This is a genomic window from Rhodococcus sp. 05-2254-2, from assembly GCF_002259095.1.
Classification (GTDB): Bacteria; Actinomycetota; Actinomycetes; order Mycobacteriales; family Mycobacteriaceae; genus Rhodococcoides.
On the sequence record NZ_NOZJ01000008.1, the window covers coordinates 548,535 to 567,155 of the forward strand.

The window sequence follows — 18,621 nt, forward strand, 5'->3', positions numbered from 1 at the left end:
GGGGTCAATGTCACATCGAGTGGACCCCAGGGGAAGAAGGGGTGGGGCGGCGATAGGTCACCTGTGGGTAATTGTCGGCATTCGTGACGCTGGCGTGCACGTTGTATACCGTGCGCACCAGGTGTTCGGTGATCACTTCGTTCGGGGTTCCCGATGCCACGATGGCACCGTTGTTCAGGACGATGATGCGGTTGCAGAACATGGCGGCGAGGTTGAGGTCGTGGAGGGCGATGTAGCTGCTCAGGGGTAGGCCTGCGACGAGGGTGAGGATGTCGAGTTGATGTTGGATGTCGAGGTGATTGGTCGGCTCGTCGAGCAGTAGTTCGGTGGGTTGTTGGGCGAGTGCGCGGGCGATCTGGACTCGTTGGCGTTCGCCGCCGGAGAGGGTGTGCCATCGTCGGGTGGCTTTCGATGCCATGGCGGTGTCGGTGAGTGCTCGTGCGATGGCGGCGTCGTCGTCGGATGCGTCGCCGCCGAGGATGCCGTGATGTGGGATGCGGCCTAAGCGGACGACGTCGCGGACGCTGATGTCGACGTCGGTGTCGGAGTGTTGGTCGACCATTGCCACGCGTCTGGCGATGCGTCGTCGACGCAGTGTTCGGAGGTTGTCTCCGTCGAGCAGCACGTCGCCGCTGTCGGGGGCGACGATGCCGGCGAGAATGCGCAGCAGTGAGGATTTGCCCGAGCCGTTGGGGCCGATCAGACCGATGGTCTCGCCGGGTTCCGGCGCGAAGCTGATCCCGTCGAGAATCGGATGCCCACCACGGGTCCACCGAAGGTCTTTGGCGTGCAGTGTCATCGGGACCTCCGTAGCCGAAAGAGAATGAGCGCGAAGGCCGGGACGCCGATGAGTGCGGTGACCACTCCGACGGGAATTTCCTGTGGCGCGAACACCGTTCGGGCGATCGTGTCGACCCAGACCATGAAGATTGCGCCGATCACCACCGTCGTCGGGAGCAGTCTTCGGTGGCGCGCGCCGACGAGGAAGCGGGCAACATGCGGGAGCACCAGTCCTACGAATCCGATGGCTCCGGCGGCACTGACGAGGGCGGCCGTGATCAGTGCGGTGATGACCAGCAACAGAATTCGGACATATCTCACCGGAACGCCGAGCGATGCGGCCGCGTCGTGCCCGAAAGTGAAGGCATCGAGGGCAGAGGTGTTGAACAGGCACACCACCATTCCCAGCAGTGCCACACCGCCGCACAGTGCCACGTCTGTCCAGTCGGCACCGCTCAGGGAGCCGAGCAGCCAGAACAGCACTCCCCTCGTTTGTTCGGCATCTGCCGAGGATATGACGATGAACGACGTCAGAGCCGAGAACAGTTGTGTACCGGCCACTCCCGCGAGTACGACGCGGTCGTTGCCGCCGCCCGCACCTGCGGCGAGCAGCATCACCAAGACGAACGACAGCAGCGCTCCGGCGAACGCCCCGGTGGACAGCGACAGTGCGCCGCCGCCGACGCCGAGCACTGCGACCACTACGGCACCGGTGGATGCGCCCGACGAGATACCCAGCACGAACGGGTCGGCCAACGGGTTGCGCAGCAGCGATTGCATGATGGCACCGCACAGCGCGAGGCCTGCGCCGCAGATGGCCGCGAGCAATGTTCGGGGCAACCTCAACTGCCAGACGATACCGTCCTCGATGCGGCTCACTCCGGCTGTGCCGATCCCGATGTGCCCCAGTATCACTCGATACACATCGGATACCGACACACTGGCGGGACCGATCGTCACGGCCACGCCGATCGAGAGCACCAACACCACGAGGCCACCGAGCAGAAGCGGGATCAGCAATCCGCGATCTGTCCGGCTCATGGGGTGGTCGGGCCCCAGTTCTGCAGAGCCGCTGCAACTTTCTCGACCCCGTCGATCGTGCGGATCGATGGGTTGAGGTCGGCACCGTTGACGACGATGTACCGCTTGTCCTCGACGGCGGTGAGCCGACTGGTGACGGAATTCGATTCCAGGAAGGCGATCTTGCTGTCGAGAGCATCACCGGCGATGCTCCGCCGGCTCAGGTCGGCGAGAACGAGCGCGGTGGGATCGCGATCGAGGACACTCTCCCAATTGACCTGTGGCCATTCGTCGGTGGTGTCGGCGTAGATGTTCTGGGCACCGACGGATCCGGTGATGATTCCCGACGACCCACAGCATCCGGCCATGTACGGGGTATCGGTGTCGGCGAACCAGTACGCCAAAGTCACACCCGAGGCGTCGACGGCTCCTGATGCTTTCGCGAAGCGATCCTGCAGCTCGCCGACCAAGCGTTCGCCGCGATCACGCACGTCGAAGATGGCTGCGAGGTCGCGAATCTCCTGGTAGACGGTCTCGATCTCGAGCGGCGTCGTACGCGCGCCGTCGGAGTTGACACTGTCGTCGGTCTTGCCGTTGCAGTCGGTGGGAGAGAGGTAGCTCGGCACACCGAGCTGCTCGAACTGGTCCCTGTCGGCTACTCCTCCGGGCCCGAGAGTGCCGCCGAACGACGCGGACACGAAGTCGGGCTCGGCGTCGAGCACCACCTCGAGCGAGGGTTTGTTGTCCGCCAACCTGGGCACCTTCGCGTTCTCGGATTCGAGGTTTGCGCGGACGGGGTCGGTCCAGGTGGCGGTGCCGACCATCCGGTCGGCGAGGCCGAGCGAAAGAAGAATTTCGGTCGAACCCTGGTTCAACGACACCGCACGCTGAGGCGGGGCGTCGACGACGACGTCGCGGCCGCAATTGTCGATCGTCAGCGGATAGTTTCCGGTGGTCGGGGTGGCCGCGTCGGTTGTCGCAGTGGACGAACAACCGGCGAGAACGAGGATCGAGACAGCGCCTAGGACGGCGAGAGTGGTGCGCATCGTGAAGAGCTTCCTGCTGAGGGCTCGTGTCGCGGAGCCGCGGATGGAGGTGAATCACGACGTCCGAGCATTCGGACTTCGAGCTCTCACCCGTCACCGTTGCGCGCCAGCTCCGGAATTGCACCGGATTCCCTCGTTCGTCGCATGCTGACCCTATCGTGCGGGGGACCTCGACGGTCAGCGTGTCGCTGCGCCCACCGGCTCCTGGGCGTAGCTGCGCGGAAAGGTGGTGCGTGCCAACACGACTACGATCATCGCGGCGGCGACGAGCACCGTCGCAGCAGCCGTGACGGCCACGATGCCGCTGAGGTCGATCACCACGCCGCCCACCAGGGCTCCCGTGGCGATCGCCAACTGGAAGGCAACGACATAGATCGCCGACGCCTTGTCCGCATCGGCCGGCGCCGCTCTGACCACTGCCGATTGGATGCACACCGGGAGGGTGGTGAAGGCCAGTCCCCACAAGGCGATCGCGCCGACGGCGAACACGGCCAAGCTGCCCGGCGCTCCGATCAGGGCGCACCAGAGAACTGCAATCGCAGCGGTCACTGCGCCCAGGGCGGCGATGGTCGAGTACCGAGGCCACCGGTCGTAGGTTCTGCCGATCACCCAGATTCCGATCACTCCGAACAGCCCGTACAACATCAACATCAGAGTCAGAGTGGTGCCGGCCGACCCGATGGCACGGTCGACGATCACCGAGAAGTAGGTGTACGCGGCGAAATGACCGAGGACGGCCAGAAACGTCACTCCGCACAGAACGGCCAGGGTGCCGTCGAGCACCCGCGGTGTCTTTTTCGTCTCCGAAGCCGCCCGGGTGACCGGTAGTGCCGGGAGGACGAAGTAGAGCGCCACCGCGATTGCTGCGGCGACCACACCGAGAATCGTTGCGGCCGTGCGCCATCCGAACCATTGGCCCAGGGCAGCGGTTAGCGGGTTGCCGGCAACCAATGCCAGCGAGGTACCGGCGTACACCGTCGCGATGGCCTTGCCCTGCTTACCCGGTAGCGCAAGCGAGGCCGCGACCGGCGCGACGACAGCCCAGAAGACGCCATGCGTTGCCGCGCAGAGCATTCGGGAGATCACCAGCATCGGATATCCGACCGATACCGCCGAGAGGAGTTGCGAGAGTGCCAGTGCGGCAACGGTGATGACGACGAGACGCCGTCGGGGCCACTCACGTACGAACCGGATCAGCGGCATCGTCATCACGGCAACGCCGTACGCGTAGAACGTCAGCAGGAGACCAACGGCGGATTCGCCGACACCGAGGTCGCCGGAGATTTCGGGGAGCAACCCCACGGGCAGTGTTTCCGCAGTGACGTAGATGAATGCGGCTGCGGCGAGCACCAGCAGTTTCGGTAGCGGCGACGACATGCTGTGTATCGTTACACACAATCCGTACATCGCGCTACAGTGGGCCGGTGAACACTCGGGTGACCATGGCTGACGTCGCAGCGTCCGCGGGCGTGTCCACCATGAGCGTCTCGTACACCTACAACCGACCGAGCCGGGTATCGGCGGCCACACGCGATCGGGTGTACGAGGCAGCCGCCACCCTCGGATACGCCGGTCCCAACCGCACGGCCCGGTCGCTGCGCAGCGGAAGGCACAACAGCATCGGCGTCGTCCTCGGCGAGAAGCTCACCTATGCATTCGAGGATCCCCAGGCTCGACGTTTTCTGTCCGGTATCGCCGAAGCATGTCTGGACGCGGACACCGCGCTGGTCATGCTGCCGAACCTGCACCGCGACACCGACAATGCACGCATCCGAGACGCACAGGTCGACGGGTACGTCGTGTGGACCACCGAGACGGACGACCCCCTGCTCGACGTGCTCGTCGACACCGGCAGGCCGACGTGCATCCAGGGCGGGCCCGACCATCCCGGCCTGAACTGGATCACCATCGACGACCGAGCGGCAGCCGAAACCATTGCCACCGTCGCGTTGAACAGCCGATCTCGCCCTGCCATCGTCGCTCTCCGGCCTGATACCCGACGCGAATCGACGATCGTGCGTGGCGCGGACGCGTCGGACATTTCGATGCCGGTGACCCGAGCCCGTCTCGAAGGCTATCGGGACGCCTGTGTGCAGTTCGGAATCGACTGGTCGACGGTTCCGACGCTGTTCACCACCGACAACGCCCGCGCAGAAGGCGACCGAGGAGCGCGACTGTTGTTGCAGGACACTGCCATCGACACATTGCTCGTGATGAGCGACGAACTTGCCCTCGGAGTGCTCGACGCGGCGGCCGCATCCGGAATCGACGTTCCGGAGCAACTGGCCGTCACCGGATGGGACGACTCCCCCGCCGCTGCCGACGCCGGATTGACCACCGTCGCGCAGTCGCTGTTCGATCAGGGCCGGTCGGCGGCCCGGTGGGTTCTCGGACTCAGCGACACCGTGGACGATGCGATCTGGAGCATCGAAAGACGATTGTCGACAGGACGCGCAAATGGCCGACAAACCAAGGAGAGCATGATCTAATAGCTCCATAAAAGGGGATGTTCCCTGTTTATGGCGCTGAACCAGACTCGTGGGCTAGTATCGCTCGTGGCTATCCGGCCATGAGGGGGAACAATGAGCCGAGAGCACGACGCGCCGCCCCGTCATGTCGCCGCTGTGTCCGGAACCGCATCCGGAACTGCGGCCCAGCGCGACGCGTTGACCGGACTCCCTAACCGCGACGAGATTCTTGCCCTCATCACCGCCGAGCTCGAAGGACGCACCCCGGGTCGCCAGTTCAGTGTCCTGCTGGTCGACATCGACGGATTCCGAGAATTCAACGACGCCCTCGGCCCCGCACAGGGCGACGACCTGCTGTGCATGATCGCCGATCGCCTCCTTGCCTCCACCCGCCCCGGCGACACCATCGGCCGACTCACCGGCGACGAATTCGTCGTCATCGCCCGAGGCTCCCACTCCATAGCCGCGCGCGCCCTGGCCGCCGGTTTCGCGAGCATCTTCGAGCCCGCCTTCGAGCTCGGCGACCGCCAACTCACCCTCACAGCCAGCGTCGGAGTCGCCTCCAGCACCGACACCGACATCAGCGCCACCCAACTGGTTCACAACGCCGCCGCAGCAATGCATGCCGCCAAAGCCGTCGGACGCAACGAACACCACGTCTTCACCGACGAGCTGCACCACACCAACCGCACCCGACTCGAACTCATCGAACGACTGCGCGGCATCGCCATGGTCGAGCGCGAACTGACGATGGTCTACCAACCCATCGTCGAGCTCACGACAGGAACGGTCGTCGGGGCCGAAGCACTCATCCGATGGAACCACCCCGAACTCGGCCTACTGATGCCCGACACCTTCATCCCCCTCGCCGAGGACGCCGACCTCATCGTCCCACTGAGCATGTGGATTCTCGCCGAGGTCGCGCACACCATCGCCGACTGGCAGACCCGCAACATCCACCTCCAAGTGGGCGTCAACATCAGCCCAGCCCACTTCGCCACCGGAAGCCTCGCCACCGACGTCATCGACATCGTCGACACCTACGGCATCCAACCCGGCCGGCTCGCCCTCGAACTCTCCGAATCACAGACACTGCACGACCTCGACGCCGTCCACTACCAACTGCGCGACGTCCAACGCCACGGCGTCCTCATCGCCATCGACGACTTCGGCTCCGGCTTCTCCTCCCTCGAACGACTCGCCACCCTCCCCGTCGACACCCTCAAGATCGACAAATCGCTGACCCAACACCTCGACAGCGACAACCTGCACCGACGCCGCGCCATGACCACACTCTGCACAGCCCTCGTCGACGTCACCACCACCCTCGGCAAAGACACCGTCATCGAGGGAATCGAGACACCGGAACAACTCCAGGTCTGCACCGACATGGGCGTAACCTTCGGCCAAGGACACCTACTCGGACGCCCCATGCCCGTTGCGGCACTCGAACAATTCATCACCCGACACAGCACCCACAGCGAATCCGCATAACCCGAGGAACCGAACGTGAAGATCGATAACGAAGTCCAACGCTTCACCGACGCACCCCGAGCCCAACTCTCCACCATCAACCCCGACGGCACACCACACCTGGTACCGATCGTCTTCGCCGTCGCCCCCACCGGCGACCGCATCTACACCGCCATCGACTGGAAACCCAAAACAACCCGAAAACTCCAGCGCCTCGACAACATCCGCGCCGACCCCGCCGTCAGCCTCATCGTCGACCACTACACCGACGACTGGTCCCAACTCTGGTGGATCCGCGCCGACGGAAGCGCCCACATCGCCGAAACCTCCAGCGCCGAAAGCACATCGGCCACCGACGCCCTGGTCGCGAAATACAGTCAATACAAAAACAACAGACCCGAGGGTCCAGTCATCATCATCGACAAACTGTCCTGGCGATCCTGGTCGGCTTCCTGACCCCGCCCCTGCCCCTGCCCCCTTTGACCACTCAATGTGACATTCGGTGGCCTTTTCGCCCGTCAATGGCACATCGAGTGGACTGCGGGCGGGTGACAGTGCAATGAAATTCGATGGCCAGTTGGATGCATTGTTGACACACTGCTGACCATGCACGACGCGCCTTCCGAACGGATTGTGACCGATCGCCTCGTCATTCGTCGCGAGGAGTCCGACGATGCCGGTGCTGTTGGCGACGTGATCGGCCGCAATCTCGTTCACCTTTCGCCCTGGATGGGGTGGGCGACCGAAGAAGCTGCACGAACGTCGGCGCAACTCGCTCGTATCGCCGACGCCGTCGAGCAGTGGGATGCCGGGAAGATGTTCGATTACGGAATCTTCGACCTCGAAGGCGGCGCATTTTTGGGCAAGATCGGGATGCATCGCCGAATCGGCCCGCACGGAATCGAATTGGGCTACTGGCTCGACTCCCGGGCCGAGGGACGTGGGGTGATCAGCGAGGCCGTCGCGGCGCTCATGCGGGAGGCTTTGAGGCTGGACGGAATCATCCGAGTTGAAATTCATTGTGATGCAGCGAATCTCAGAAGTCAGGCCGTACCCAGACGGCTTGGCTTCGTTCTGGACAGAATCGAGGATCAACCGATCACCGCTGCGTCCGAGACCGGCGAGCACATGGTCTGGGTGTATCAGCCCGACCGGCGGTAAGCCTGATCCGCTCGCGGTCGGACCGTGACGTTCGGTCGCGGTCGAGCCTTGGCCTGCTCGTAGCGCGCCCGAAGGTCGGCCAATACGCGTTCCGGATCATCCCGAATATCACTCGGCAGATGTGTCACCACGATGAGGCCGGCATTCTGCGCTCGTTCACGACGCGCCACCGTCGCCTTGTGTGCCGCAGGCGAGAGGTGGTGCTCCAGCGAATCGATCTCCCAATCCAATGCCACGTCGTCGAGCCAATTATCGGCGATCAACAGAAACTTTCCCCGCTCGTCGTGGACGACCACGTTGTGCTGCATCGGCGGAAGTCCACTGCGCGCGTACAGCTTCTGGGCCTGGGCTTCGGCAACGGAATGCGCGCCGGCTGCCAACTCCCGCAACACCCGTCGTGGCATCGCCGTTCCTCGTGTACTACCGGCGTCTAGCTCCTTCATGATCGCATCCACGGTGGCCGCGCCTCGCTGCACGACGTTGGCAATCAGCGCCATGCACTGGTCGGCATTCTTCATTCGCCGAACCGCATCGCACAAGCACCGAACGATCGGCGCAACGCGGAGTCCCGACTTCAACTCCGCCGTCGGCATTCGCCACGTTCGCTCCACCACAGCGAAGCTCACGGACTTCCGATGTTGCGGCTCGGGAATCAGGGCGAAAGTCTCTTCCAACGAGCCCGACGTGCCCAATCCATGCAACGCCAACCCTGCCCGACCGCTGATGACAGCATCTTTGCCGCAGTAGATTGCCACCGCGGTGGCGCGCTCCATCGGCGTCAGCGAGCGATTCTTCAAGAACACCAACCCAGGTAGTGCCCGTGACCAGCTGCCGTCCGGCTGGGTGCGTCGAACAATTGTCTTCGACGCCACCCCGAGCTCGAGGAGATGCGCTGTCCTCATGAAACCGCGATCGGACGCAGCCGCAATCACCTTCGCATCGATTCGTGCTCCACCCCGCTTCATGCCCTTGATGATGCACAATCCAGGCACCCCGAATCCGACCCGACGATGGGGAACACATTGCCCTGTGGATAACTGGTGCCCTGTGGACAACCTCCGCCCAGGAGTGCCCCACCGAGATCGAATGCACTCGGCAAGCCGCTGCCCGCACTCGACCCGGGGTCCACTCGATGTGCCATTGACTGGCAAAAAGGCCACTGAAGGTCACATTGAGTGAGCGGGGGTGCGGGCAATGGACACCTGACTCGCGTTGGCGGGGATACCGTCTACTTTGCACAAGTGCATTCTGACTTCGGGAGTGAGATATGACGGCGACAGCGATTTCCTCGGAGCGGTCCGGGTCCATGGTTCCGCGGTCGTTCGTGCCACCCGCGCGCGGTCGGTTGAGTGAGGTTCCGCATATCGCCGGGCTGGTGCTCGGCGTGTTCGCGGTGTTGTTGTTTCTGTGGAGTCTGTCGCCCACTCTTCGTTATCTGGTTCATGTTCCTCGCGAGTACGTGGACAACTACTACTTCGATGCGCCCGATACGAGTTTGTCGTGGGCACTGGTCGTCGGGTTGTTGGCTGCAGCGTTGGCGAGTCGTAAGCGCATTGCGTGGTGGTTGCTGACGGTCTATCTGGTGTTGTTGGCGATCACCAATGTCGTCGAGGGCATCCAGGACGGGAACGTCAACTCGTGGGTTGCGCTGGCTGTCCATGTCGTCGTGACGGGGGTGTTGATCGCTGCGCGCAAGGAGTTCTACACGCGGGTGCGTCGCGGTGCGGTGTGGAAGGCGCTCGGGGTTCTCGTCCTCGGAGCGGCCGTCGGGACGCTCATCGGCTGGGCGCTGGTTGCGTTGTTCCCCGGGTCGTTGCCGGAGAGTCAGACGTTCCTGTGGGCGTTCAATCGTGTGACGGCGTTGGCGACGGTGGACAACGAGCAGTTCGACGGCAGGCCGAACGGAATCGTGAACACGGCGTTGGGGTTGTTCGGAGCGTTGGCGTTGCTGGGGGCGATCGTCACGTTGTTCAGGTCGCAGCGGTCGAGCAATGCGCTCACCGGTCGCGACGAGTCCGCCCTGCGAGGTCTGCTCGACAAGTGGGGCTCCGACGATTCCCTCGGCTACTTCGCCACCCGCCGCGACAAGGGCGTCATCTTCGCCACCAGCGGCAAGGCTGCAGTGACGTATCGCGTCGAGGTCGGGGTGTGTCTGGCCAGTGGTGACCCGATCGGTAACCCCGAGGCCTGGCCGCATGCCATCTCGGAATGGCTGGACCTGGCCGAGAAGTACGGCTGGACCCCAGCTGTCATGGGGGCCAGCGAGATCGGGGCCACCGCATACAAGCGGGCCGGCCTGAGCGTCCTCGAACTCGGCGACGAAGCAATCCTCAAAACCAAAGATTTCAACCTCAATGGACGCGAGATGCGCCCCGTGCGTCAGGCGGTCAACCGGGCTCGCAAAGCGGGTGTCGTGGTCACCGTGCGTCGTCATCGGGATATTTCGTCGGAGGAGATGTCGGAGATCATTGCCTGCGCGGATGCGTGGCGCGATACCGAGACCGAGCGCGGTTTTTCTATGGCGTTGGGCCGGCTGGGTGACCCGCTCGACGGCGATTGTCTTCTGGTGCAGGCGGTTCAGGGTGAGAAGGTAATCGGCGTTCTCTCGCTGGTGCCGTGGGGACGTACCGGTGCGTCGCTGGATCTGATGCGGCGGGATCCGGCGTCGCCCAACGGGGTGATCGAGTTGATGGTGACCGAGCTCGCCACCAGCGCAGATCATTTCGGTGTCGGCAAGATCTCGCTGAACTTCGCGGTGTTCCGCGCGGCGTTCGAGGAGGGCAGCCGGATCGGTGCCGGACCGGTGCTGCGCATCTGGCGCAGCGTGCTGGTGTTCTTCTCCCGGTGGTGGCAGCTCGAGGCGCTGTATCGCTCGAACGTGAAGTATCTGCCGGAATGGGAGCCGCGCTACCTGTGCTTCGCCGACAATCGAGTGTTGCCCAAGGTCGGCGTCGCGTCGGCCATCGCCGAAGGCTTCCTGACCCTGCCGACCTTCCGACGTGCGTCGAAGCACACCGGTTCCCACGTTGCGGTCCCCGCCGCTCTGGCCGACGCCGACGACATTCATCCCGACGGCAGTGGCCCGGACAGCGTCGCGGACGAGCCGACACCGGGGCGTAAGCGTCCCGACCAGGTGCGCGTGCGCATGTCGAAGCTCGATCGCCTCGAACGCGAGGGCACCGAGGGCTATCCCGTCGCCTACCCCCCGACCCACACGGTCGAGGCGGCAGTGGCGTCGCCGCAGGGTACAACGGTGCGAATCGCCGGACGCATTCTGCGTATCCGTGACTACGGCAGCGTGTCCTTCGCCGTCATCCGAGACTGGTCGGCCGACATCCAGGTGCTGTTCGACCGCGAACGCGTCGGCGACAGAATCGAAGAATTCGATGCCGACTTCGACCTGGGTGACCTCATCGAGGTCAGCGGCGCCATCGGGTACAGCAGGCGTGGCGAGCTCTCGCTGCTCGCGACCGACTGGCGAATGAACGCCAAGTGCCTGCATCCGCTGCCGGACAAATATCGCGGTCTCACCGACCCGGAAGCGCGGGTGCGGCAACGGTATGTGGACCTGGCGATCAATCGGGATGCTCGTGCTCTGCTGATCGCGCGCTCGAATGTGGTGAAATCCCTGCGTGATTCGCTCGGAGAGCGCGGGTACATGGAAGTCGAGACCCCGATTCTGCAGCAGGTGCACGGTGGCGCGAACGCTGCGCCGTTCGTCACCCACATCAATGCCTACAACCTCGATCTCTACCTGCGCATCGCCCCGGAGCTGTATCTCAAGCGCCTGTGCGTCGGAGGCATGGAGAAGGTGTTCGAGATAGGGCGGGTGTTCCGCAACGAAGGAGCGGACTTCAAACACAATCCCGAGTTCACGATCCTCGAAGCGTACGAGGCCCACAGCGACTACGAACGCGCAATGGTGCTGTGCCGCGAGCTGATTCAGCGGGCTGCCGTCGCGGCGCACGGACGTGAGATCGTCCTGCGCCCGGACGGTCCGAACGGGGAGATGATCGAGATCGACATCTCCGGTGAGTGGCCCGTCAAGACGCTGCACGGTGCCGTCGCGGAGAAGTTGGGCGTTGCCGTCGAACCGTCGACTCCCCTCGACGAACTGCAACGACTGTGCGACGAGAACGACATTCCGTACGAGAAGACATGGGATGCAGGAGCCGTCGCACAGGGAATGTACGAGCATCTCGTCGAGGACTACACCGAATTCCCCACCTTCTACAAGGACTTCCCGACGTCGATGTCGCCGTTGACGAGGCCGCATCGAAGTATCCCTGGAGTGGCGGAGAAGTGGGATCTCGTGGCGTGGGGTGTCGAGTTGGGGACCGCGTACAGCGAACTGACCGATCCGGTCGATCAACGGCAGCGCCTGACCGAACAGTCGCTGCTGGCGGCCGGCGGCGACGAGGAGGCCATGAGCTTGGACGAGGACTTCCTGCAGGCACTAGAGCACGGAATGCCGCCGACCGGTGGTCTGGGCATGGGCGTCGACCGGGTCGTCATGCTCATCACCGGTGGCAGCATTCGCGAGACACTCGCATTTCCGCTGGCCAAGCCGCGTCAATGACCTTCCTGCGCGACCGGTCCGCGAGGGCAGGTGTGCAAAACCGGCAAGATGATGGAAACTGGAGCGTGAAACAGACGACAGGTCGGCAAAGCATCGTGGAGAACCAGACATGGACAGCGGGGATCGAGTCGAACGCAGTGCGTTGTTTCCCGTGAAACATCCTCCCGGTCAGTACGTCGAGGTGGACGGACAACGTCTACATCTGTTCGTCCGCGGAACGGGCCCCACGGTCGTCCTCTGCGGAGGCCTCGGCAGCAATTGGTTCGACTGGAACGACACCGTCGACATCCTGAGCGCACACCATCGCGTGGTCGTTCTCGACCGCCCCGGGTTCGGACTCAGCGATCCACTTCCGGCCGGAGCCACCCCCACCGTCCGCGGGGAGGCGGACAGGATCGTCGGCGTCCTCGACGCACTCGGACTCACCGAGCCGGCCGTCGTCGCAGGTCATTCGATTGCCGGCTTCTACGCAGAAGCCGTCGCCCGGTTGTACCCGTCGCGCATCCGCGGGATTCTGTTGCTCGATTCCAGCGCAGAATCCGACCCCCGCCGCTTCATCCCGCCGACCGTGCGCATCCAGACCGCACACCTGATCGCAACCGTGCTCAGCAAAACCGGCGTGCAGAAGCTGTTCGGACCGCGCGTGCGCCGCGTCCTCAATCAGGCGACGCCGCCCGACGGCACGCCGCAGGAGACATTCGACTGGGTCGACGACATCTATCGCCGACCCACCTACCTCGCCGCCGCGCTGACCGAAGACGTCGTCTACCCGGATCTCGCCGTCGAGCTGAACCGCATTCGCAAGCAGTTCCGACTCGTCGTGCCCGTCATCGTTGCGGCCGCACACACCGGACGACCCTCTCCGTGGGGCAAGAGATGGATCAGAACTCAACGCAAGCTCGCCGCGTATCTGCGTGCCGACTTCACCGTCGTCATGCCCGCCCACCACCACGCCATGATCGACAAGCCCGCCGAGGTCGCGGCCCTCATCACCGAACTGGTGTGAACCCCTCGCGGCGACGCACGTAACGTGTGTCACCGAGCCCGCAGCCCAAGACCCGAGCCGAAGCTCGGCGATGGCGCGGTAGCACGAGAGGAAATTGAAGATGGGTGCGATCAGCACGACGCAGGGACGACAGTCGAAACTACTCGGACTCGGCGTTCACCGCCCCGAGCGAGTCGTGACCAACGACGAGATCTGCGAATTCATCGACTCGAGCGACGAGTGGATCCAGACGCGTTCGGGAATCAAGAACCGGCGCTTCGCCGAACCCAAGGAAAACGTCGTCGAGATGTCCATCGCGGCAGGCCGCAAGGCTCTCGAGGCCAGCGGAATCACGGCCGACCAGGTCGACACCGTCATCGTCGCCACCTCGACGCATCTCGAACTGACACCCCAAGCAGCGGCGAAAGTAGCGCACGGACTCGGCACCAAGGGGCCGGCCGCATTCGACATCTGCGCCGGCTGCGCAGGCTTCTGCTACTCCCTCGCCGTCGCATCGGACCTGGTCAAGGCCGGAACCTCCAAGTACGTGCTCGTCATCGGTGCTGAACAGCTCAGCGTCACCACCGACCCGTACGACCGCACCACCCGCTTCATCTTCGCCGACGGCGCCGGTGCCGTGGTCGTCGGACAGAGCGACGAAACCGAGATCGGGCCCGCCGTCTGGGGCTCCGACGGCTCGCAATCCGACGCCATCGTCCAGACAACCGACTGGTACGACTACATCACCGAAGAGGGCCTCGAGCGCCCCTGGATCCGGATGAACGGAATCTCCGTCTTCCGCTGGGCCGCATTCGAAATGGGCAAGGCCGCGCAGCGAGTACTCGACGTCGCCGGCATCAAAACCGACGAACTGCACGCCTTCATCCCCCACCAGGCCAACAGCCGCATCACCGAACTGCTGGCCAAAAGCCTGAACCTCGCCGACGGCACCCCGGTCGCCAACGACATCGCCGAAACCGGCAACACCTCGGCAGCCTCGATCCCCCTGGCCATGGAAGAACTCCTGCGCACCGGCAAAGCAAAAGCAGGAGATACCGCACTGCTACTCGCCTTCGGTGCCGGACTCTCCTACGCCGGACAGGTAGTCAAACTCCCCAACCTGTAGTCGCACATCCACCCGCGCTGCACCAATTCCCGAGTGCAGCCGCAGCCCCCAGTGCACTTGATGTGACATTCAGTGGCCTTTTCGGCAGTCAATGTCACATCGAGTGGACTTCGGGGGCGGTGTGGGCTGAAGCAGGACCGCAGCGGGGGTTGAGTCGTAGAGTTGTCGTATGCCCAAGCCTCCGTTGCCCGATGCCGCTGTTGAATTGTTGAAGAAGGCCAATCCTGCGGTCATGGCGGTGGTTCGTGCCGATGGGACGCCGATCACCGCACCCACGTGGTATTTGTGGGAAGACGGGAAGGTCGTGCTCAATTTCGATGCGTCTCGGAAGCGTCTCGAGCACATCAGGGCGAATCCGAAGGTCTCGATTTCGGTGTTGGACGAGGCCAGTTGGTACACGCACGTGACGGTGCACGGCTCGATCGAGTTGCAGGACGATCCCGATCTGGTGGATATCGATCGCATCTCGACGCATTACACCGGCAATCCGTATCCGGTTCGGGATCAGCCGCGCGTGACCGGTTACGTCACTGTCGACGCGTACGTGGGCTGGGGCAAACTCGGTACGTAGCGTCGCGAGAGAACTGTTGCGACGGCTGTCTCGAGGTGCCACACTCCCGCCATGGGCTATCCGCAGGGTGAAGGCAGCGACTCGTTCGACGCGTCCAGGAAGGACGAGTCGTATGGGGGTTCGCAGCAGTACCCTCCGTACCGGGATCCGAACGCGCAGCACCAGAGCCCGCAGTACCCTCCAAACCCGCAATACCAAAACCCGCAATACGCCAACCCCCAGTACGGGAATGCGCCGTATGCGGGCGGGTATCAGGCTCCCGTGTCCACCAACACGTTGGCGATCGTGTCGCTGCTGTTGGCCATTCTCGGTCTGACGTTCATTCCGTTGCTTGCATCGATCTGCGCTGTGGTGTGCGGCCACATCTCGCGTGGTCAGATCAAGCGCACCGGCGAGAGTGGGTCGGGGTTCGCGACAGCGGGTCTCATCGTCGGCTACGTGTCGATCGCACTCTTCGTCGTCATCGTGGGAGCGATCATCATCTTTGCCATCGCTGCCGGAAGCGCATCAACCTTCTGAAACAGGTCGCCCCAGTCGGCCGTTCAAGCATGCAGCCCACACGCCTGCGATGAGTGCCAACGCAATGACGAACAGCGCCAACGCGTTCCAACCCAGGGACTGGAACACGACGCCGCCGATCCATCCGACCACGGACGATCCGCCGTAGTAGAAGAGGTTGTACAGCGAGGTCGCCTGCGCGCGACCGTACACGGCGCGCTGTCCGGTCCATCCCGACGCAATGGCGTGGGCCGCAAAGAATCCCATGGTCAGGATCACCAGGCCGGTCAGAATGACGACGAGGTTCGACGCCATCGTCAGGGCCACTCCGGCGATCATCGTTGCGGTCGATCCGGCGAGCACCACCGATCTCCCGTGCTTCGTCGCGAGATTGCCCGCTACCCGCGAGGACACGGTACCGCTGAGGTAGGCCACGAAGATCAAGCTGATCAGGGACTGTGGGAGTCCGAAAGGCACGGCCTCCAAACGGAATCCGAGGTAGTTGTAGATCGCGACGAAGCCGCCCATCAGCAGGAATCCCTGGCCGTAGAGTGCCGCCATCCCCGGTTCGCGCAGGTTGACCCACAACCGACCGGGTAGGTCACGAATCTGGCTGTGCACCAGTGTCGTTCGTGGCCGAGGGGCGAGCCACACGAACAGGGCGGCGGCCAATGCCGCGATCACCGAGACCGTCAACGTGCCGATACGCCAGTTGGTGTATTCCGCAACGGGCCCCGCGACTATGCGGCCGAGCAGCCCACCCAGCGTCGTCCCCGAAACGTACGTCGCCGCCGCCAGCGCGGTGTGGTTTCGGTGCACCTCTTCGCTGAGATACGCGATCGCGATGGCCGGGAGACCGCCCAGTGCAGCACCTTCGAAGAATCGAACGACCAGCAGCACTTCGAGCGAGGGCGAGAGCGGAACCAGCAGTCCCAACGTCGTGGCGGTGAGGATCGACGCAGTCATGGCCCGGACTCGACCGATGCGGTCGGCCGCCACCGACCAGGGAATGACCGACACCGCAACGCCCACGGTCGCAAGTCCGACGGCGAGCGAGGACAGCGACGGCGTGATGTCGAGATTGGCGGCGATGAGCGGCAGGATCCCCTGCACCGAATACAGCTGAGCGAACGTCGCGACTCCGGCGAACAGCAGCGCCAGCACGAGCCGGCGGTATTCGCGCGATCCCCTGGGGTGTCCCTCCCATTCGAGGACCTCGGGTTGCGTCGTAGTCATGAAGATCACGTTAGAAGTGCTCACGGTATTCGTCCAATGCATGAGAGGCGGCAAACCGATTCATCGGCGATATGATTCGGCGATGCGTCGCGAAGCGATCGAACTGCTGCCGCTGCTGCCGACACTCGTCGCAGTGGCCGATACCGAGCACATCACCGACGCCGCCCACGTCCTGGGCGTCCCACAACCCACTGTCAGCCGTCAGGTGGCCCGTGCTTCGGCGATCCTCGGCGTCGACATCGTGGAACGACGCGGCCGCGGCATCGTGCTCACCAGCACCGGCCGAGTGTTGATTCCCTATCTTCAGCGCGCGCTGAGTGACATCGACGCCGGTATCGACGCCATGACCGAGCACGACGCCAGGGCCCGCGGCCGCATCGCAGTGGCGTTTCAGAACACCCTGGGCGAGGACGTCGTACCGGCGCTCATCCGGCAGTTCCGCGTCGACCACCCGGCCGTCACGTTCGATCTGGACCAGGGTGCGCGCGCACGCTGCCTCGACCGTCTCGAAGACGGGGTCTCGGACCTGGCATTCGTCTCCCTCAGCGCCGAGCACACCGAGAACAATTCGTTCCAGCTCTACGACGAGAGGCTGATGCTGGTGGTTCCGGCCGATCACCGCCTCGCCTCACGCAGATCGGTCGATCTCGCCGACACCGCCGACGAGAACTACATCGCGATGGGCCACGGTTTCGGCATGCGATCGATCTGCGACGAGCTGTGGGCGGACGCCGGTTTCAGCCCGCGCATCGCATTCGAGGGGCAGGACACCCACACGGTGCGCGGCCTCGTCGGGGCCGGTCTCGGCATCGCCATACTGCCGCGAATCCGCTCGCACAGCGGTGAAGGAGGAACCGTCGACATCGGGCTCACCCAACCCGCGGCCCGTAGACGGATCGGCATGGTGTGGGATCCGCAGGCCGATTCGCCGCGTCAGGTGGCGGCATTTCGATCGATGGTGCTGCGCAGTGGTCGAACACTCGTGATTAGGTGAGTCGATGCAACTGGTTCTGGTGCGGCACGCTCTCCCGCAACGGTCGGAGACCTCGGCCGATCCCGCTCTCGCCGAGCTCGGCGTCGAACAATCTCTGCGGGTTCCGGGTGCCGTGGCCAGGTTCCCGGTCTCCCGAGTCGTGTCGAGTTCGCAACTCCGCGCTGTTCAGACGGCGCAGCCTCTTGCCGATCGGCTCGGTCTGACCGTCGAGTCCGACGAGCGTGTGGCCGAATACGATCGCGACTTCGGCGGCTACGTTCCGATCGAGTCCGCCAAAACCGAGTTCCGTGAGGCATTCGATCGCATCAAGGCCGGGCACCTTCCCGAGCAGGTCGACGAGCAGGCGTTTCGGCAGCGAGTTCTGGCCGGCGTCGCCGACATCGTCTCGGCCAGCGCACACACCGACACCGTTGCGCTCTTCGCCCACGGCGGCGTGATCAACATCCTGCTGCAGGACATTCTGCAGACCCCGAAGGTGCTCGGCTTCCCGATCGACTACTGCTCGGTGACACGTGTGCTGTTCTCCCGCAGTGCCGCCAGGTCGGTCTCCTCGGTGAACGAGACCGAGCATGTGTGGGACCTGTTGCCCCGGAACCGACAATCCACAGAGAGCTCTTAAACTCGCAGGTAGAGGGCATGAAATGCAGCGTCGACGGCCATCGAGTGGTCGGCGAGGCCGAACCT

Annotated in this window: 17 protein-coding genes and 1 riboswitch; of the genes, 11 read left to right on the plus strand and 6 right to left on the minus strand. The window is 64.0% G+C overall.

Going from position 1 to position 18,621, the window contains the following annotated elements; genetic code table 11:
• Positions 1–10: 10 nt before the first annotated feature.
• The 4 genes from CH283_RS12785 to CH283_RS12800 all read right to left on the minus strand — a co-directional run bounded on the left by CH283_RS12785 (position 11) and on the right by CH283_RS12800 (position 4,223).
• A complete protein-coding gene (locus tag CH283_RS12785; RefSeq protein WP_094638435.1) occupies positions 11–799 on the minus strand; it encodes an ABC transporter ATP-binding protein in 789 nt (262 codons plus the stop codon).
• Positions 796–1,821, minus strand: a complete 1,026-nt coding sequence (locus CH283_RS12790) for a FecCD family ABC transporter permease (RefSeq protein ID WP_094638434.1) — start codon at positions 1,819–1,821, stop codon at positions 796–798. The genes CH283_RS12785 and CH283_RS12790 overlap by 4 nt, the downstream gene beginning before the upstream one ends.
• Positions 1,818–2,846: an ABC transporter substrate-binding protein gene (locus CH283_RS12795; RefSeq protein WP_094638433.1), complete on the minus strand. Its 1,029-nt coding sequence runs from the start codon at positions 2,844–2,846 to the stop codon at positions 1,818–1,820. The genes CH283_RS12790 and CH283_RS12795 overlap by 4 nt, the downstream gene beginning before the upstream one ends.
• A 19-nt stretch (positions 2,847–2,865) precedes the next feature.
• Positions 2,866–2,980: riboswitch (cobalamin riboswitch) on the minus strand.
• 43 nt (positions 2,981–3,023) lie between these two features.
• Positions 3,024–4,223, minus strand: coding sequence for an MFS transporter (locus tag CH283_RS12800; RefSeq protein WP_094638432.1), 1,200 nt, complete (start codon positions 4,221–4,223; stop codon positions 3,024–3,026).
• Positions 4,224–4,270: 47 nt separating this feature from the next.
• Between CH283_RS12800 and CH283_RS12805 the strand changes: the two genes are divergently transcribed.
• The 4 genes from CH283_RS12805 (at position 4,271) to CH283_RS12820 (ending at position 7,948) form a co-directional block, all read left to right on the plus strand.
• Complete coding sequence (locus tag CH283_RS12805; protein ID WP_255183198.1) at positions 4,271–5,335, plus strand: LacI family DNA-binding transcriptional regulator; 1,065 nt, start codon at positions 4,271–4,273, stop codon at positions 5,333–5,335.
• 93 nt (positions 5,336–5,428) lie between these two features.
• Positions 5,429–6,808, plus strand: a complete 1,380-nt coding sequence (locus CH283_RS12810; protein WP_094638431.1) for a putative bifunctional diguanylate cyclase/phosphodiesterase — start codon at positions 5,429–5,431, stop codon at positions 6,806–6,808.
• 15 nt (positions 6,809–6,823) lie between these two features.
• On the plus strand, positions 6,824–7,243 hold the full coding sequence (locus CH283_RS12815; protein WP_068045490.1) for a TIGR03668 family PPOX class F420-dependent oxidoreductase: 420 nt from the start codon (positions 6,824–6,826) through the stop codon (positions 7,241–7,243).
• A 150-nt stretch (positions 7,244–7,393) separates the two neighbouring features.
• The gene (locus CH283_RS12820; RefSeq protein ID WP_068045493.1) at positions 7,394–7,948 is read left to right on the plus strand and encodes a GNAT family N-acetyltransferase; all 555 of its coding nucleotides are present in this window, start codon (positions 7,394–7,396) and stop codon (positions 7,946–7,948) included.
• Here the strand turns inward: CH283_RS12820 and CH283_RS12825 are convergent.
• The gene (locus tag CH283_RS12825) at positions 7,930–8,913 is read right to left on the minus strand and encodes a hypothetical protein (protein WP_094638553.1); all 984 of its coding nucleotides are present in this window, start codon (positions 8,911–8,913) and stop codon (positions 7,930–7,932) included. The genes CH283_RS12820 and CH283_RS12825 overlap by 19 nt on opposite strands.
• A gap of 341 nt (positions 8,914–9,254) precedes the next feature.
• Here CH283_RS12825 and lysX point away from each other — a divergent pair, with 341 nt between their 5' ends.
• From lysX to CH283_RS28275, 5 genes are all read left to right on the plus strand, one after another.
• Positions 9,255–12,527 (plus strand): bifunctional lysylphosphatidylglycerol synthetase/lysine--tRNA ligase LysX, encoded by a 3,273-nt coding sequence (gene lysX / locus CH283_RS12830; RefSeq protein WP_255183220.1) that lies wholly within the window; start codon positions 9,255–9,257, stop codon positions 12,525–12,527.
• Positions 12,528–12,636: 109 nt separating this feature from the next.
• The gene (locus CH283_RS12835) at positions 12,637–13,533 is read left to right on the plus strand and encodes an alpha/beta fold hydrolase (protein WP_176460238.1); all 897 of its coding nucleotides are present in this window, start codon (positions 12,637–12,639) and stop codon (positions 13,531–13,533) included.
• A 100-nt stretch (positions 13,534–13,633) separates the two neighbouring features.
• Positions 13,634–14,638: a beta-ketoacyl-ACP synthase III gene (locus tag CH283_RS12840; protein ID WP_068045498.1), complete on the plus strand. Its 1,005-nt coding sequence runs from the start codon at positions 13,634–13,636 to the stop codon at positions 14,636–14,638.
• 169 nt (positions 14,639–14,807) lie between these two features.
• Complete coding sequence (locus CH283_RS12845) at positions 14,808–15,209, plus strand: PPOX class F420-dependent oxidoreductase (protein WP_094638429.1); 402 nt, start codon at positions 14,808–14,810, stop codon at positions 15,207–15,209.
• 261 nt (positions 15,210–15,470) lie between these two features.
• Positions 15,471–15,728, plus strand: coding sequence for a DUF4190 domain-containing protein (locus CH283_RS28275; RefSeq protein ID WP_176460239.1), 258 nt, complete (start codon positions 15,471–15,473; stop codon positions 15,726–15,728).
• Here CH283_RS28275 and CH283_RS12855 read toward each other — a convergent pair.
• Positions 15,717–16,943, minus strand: a complete 1,227-nt coding sequence (locus tag CH283_RS12855) for an MFS transporter (protein ID WP_094638427.1) — start codon at positions 16,941–16,943, stop codon at positions 15,717–15,719. The two genes, CH283_RS28275 and CH283_RS12855, sit on opposite strands and share 12 nt — an antisense overlap.
• Positions 16,944–17,025: 82 nt before the next feature.
• On the opposite strand from CH283_RS12855, the gene CH283_RS12860 reads away from it, so the two are divergent.
• Positions 17,026–17,937, plus strand: coding sequence for a LysR family transcriptional regulator (locus CH283_RS12860; protein WP_231893654.1), 912 nt, complete (start codon positions 17,026–17,028; stop codon positions 17,935–17,937).
• Positions 17,938–17,941: 4 nt separating this feature from the next.
• Positions 17,942–18,556, plus strand: a complete 615-nt coding sequence (locus CH283_RS12865) for a histidine phosphatase family protein (protein WP_094638426.1) — start codon at positions 17,942–17,944, stop codon at positions 18,554–18,556.
• The last annotated feature ends 65 nt before the right edge of the window (positions 18,557–18,621 follow it).

What these genes read in the sequence shown, in the direction of transcription:
- CH283_RS12810 (WP_094638431.1), top strand. Translation starts at nt 5,429, where the DNA reads ATGAGCCGAGAGCACGACGCGCCGCCCCGTCATGTCGCCGCTGTGTCC.
- CH283_RS12840 (WP_068045498.1), top strand. Translation starts at nt 13,634, where the DNA reads ATGGGTGCGATCAGCACGACGCAGGGACGACAGTCGAAACTACTCGGA.
- CH283_RS12795 (WP_094638433.1), bottom strand. Translation starts at nt 2,846, where the DNA reads ATGCGCACCACTCTCGCCGTCCTAGGCGCTGTCTCGATCCTCGTTCTC.
- CH283_RS12835 (WP_176460238.1), top strand. Translation starts at nt 12,637, where the DNA reads ATGGACAGCGGGGATCGAGTCGAACGCAGTGCGTTGTTTCCCGTGAAA.
- CH283_RS12845 (WP_094638429.1), top strand. Translation starts at nt 14,808, where the DNA reads ATGCCCAAGCCTCCGTTGCCCGATGCCGCTGTTGAATTGTTGAAGAAG.
- CH283_RS12825 (WP_094638553.1), bottom strand. Translation starts at nt 8,913, where the DNA reads ATGAAGCGGGGTGGAGCACGAATCGATGCGAAGGTGATTGCGGCTGCG.
- CH283_RS12785 (WP_094638435.1), bottom strand. Translation starts at nt 799, where the DNA reads ATGACACTGCACGCCAAAGACCTTCGGTGGACCCGTGGTGGGCATCCG.
- CH283_RS12860 (WP_231893654.1), top strand. Translation starts at nt 17,026, where the DNA reads ATGCGTCGCGAAGCGATCGAACTGCTGCCGCTGCTGCCGACACTCGTC.
- CH283_RS12820 (WP_068045493.1), top strand. Translation starts at nt 7,394, where the DNA reads ATGCACGACGCGCCTTCCGAACGGATTGTGACCGATCGCCTCGTCATT.
- CH283_RS12865 (WP_094638426.1), top strand. Translation starts at nt 17,942, where the DNA reads ATGCAACTGGTTCTGGTGCGGCACGCTCTCCCGCAACGGTCGGAGACC.
- CH283_RS12790 (WP_094638434.1), bottom strand. Translation starts at nt 1,821, where the DNA reads ATGAGCCGGACAGATCGCGGATTGCTGATCCCGCTTCTGCTCGGTGGC.
- CH283_RS12800 (WP_094638432.1), bottom strand. Translation starts at nt 4,223, where the DNA reads ATGTCGTCGCCGCTACCGAAACTGCTGGTGCTCGCCGCAGCCGCATTC.
- lysX (WP_255183220.1), top strand. Translation starts at nt 9,255, where the DNA reads ATGGTTCCGCGGTCGTTCGTGCCACCCGCGCGCGGTCGGTTGAGTGAG.
- CH283_RS12855 (WP_094638427.1), bottom strand. Translation starts at nt 16,943, where the DNA reads ATGACTACGACGCAACCCGAGGTCCTCGAATGGGAGGGACACCCCAGG.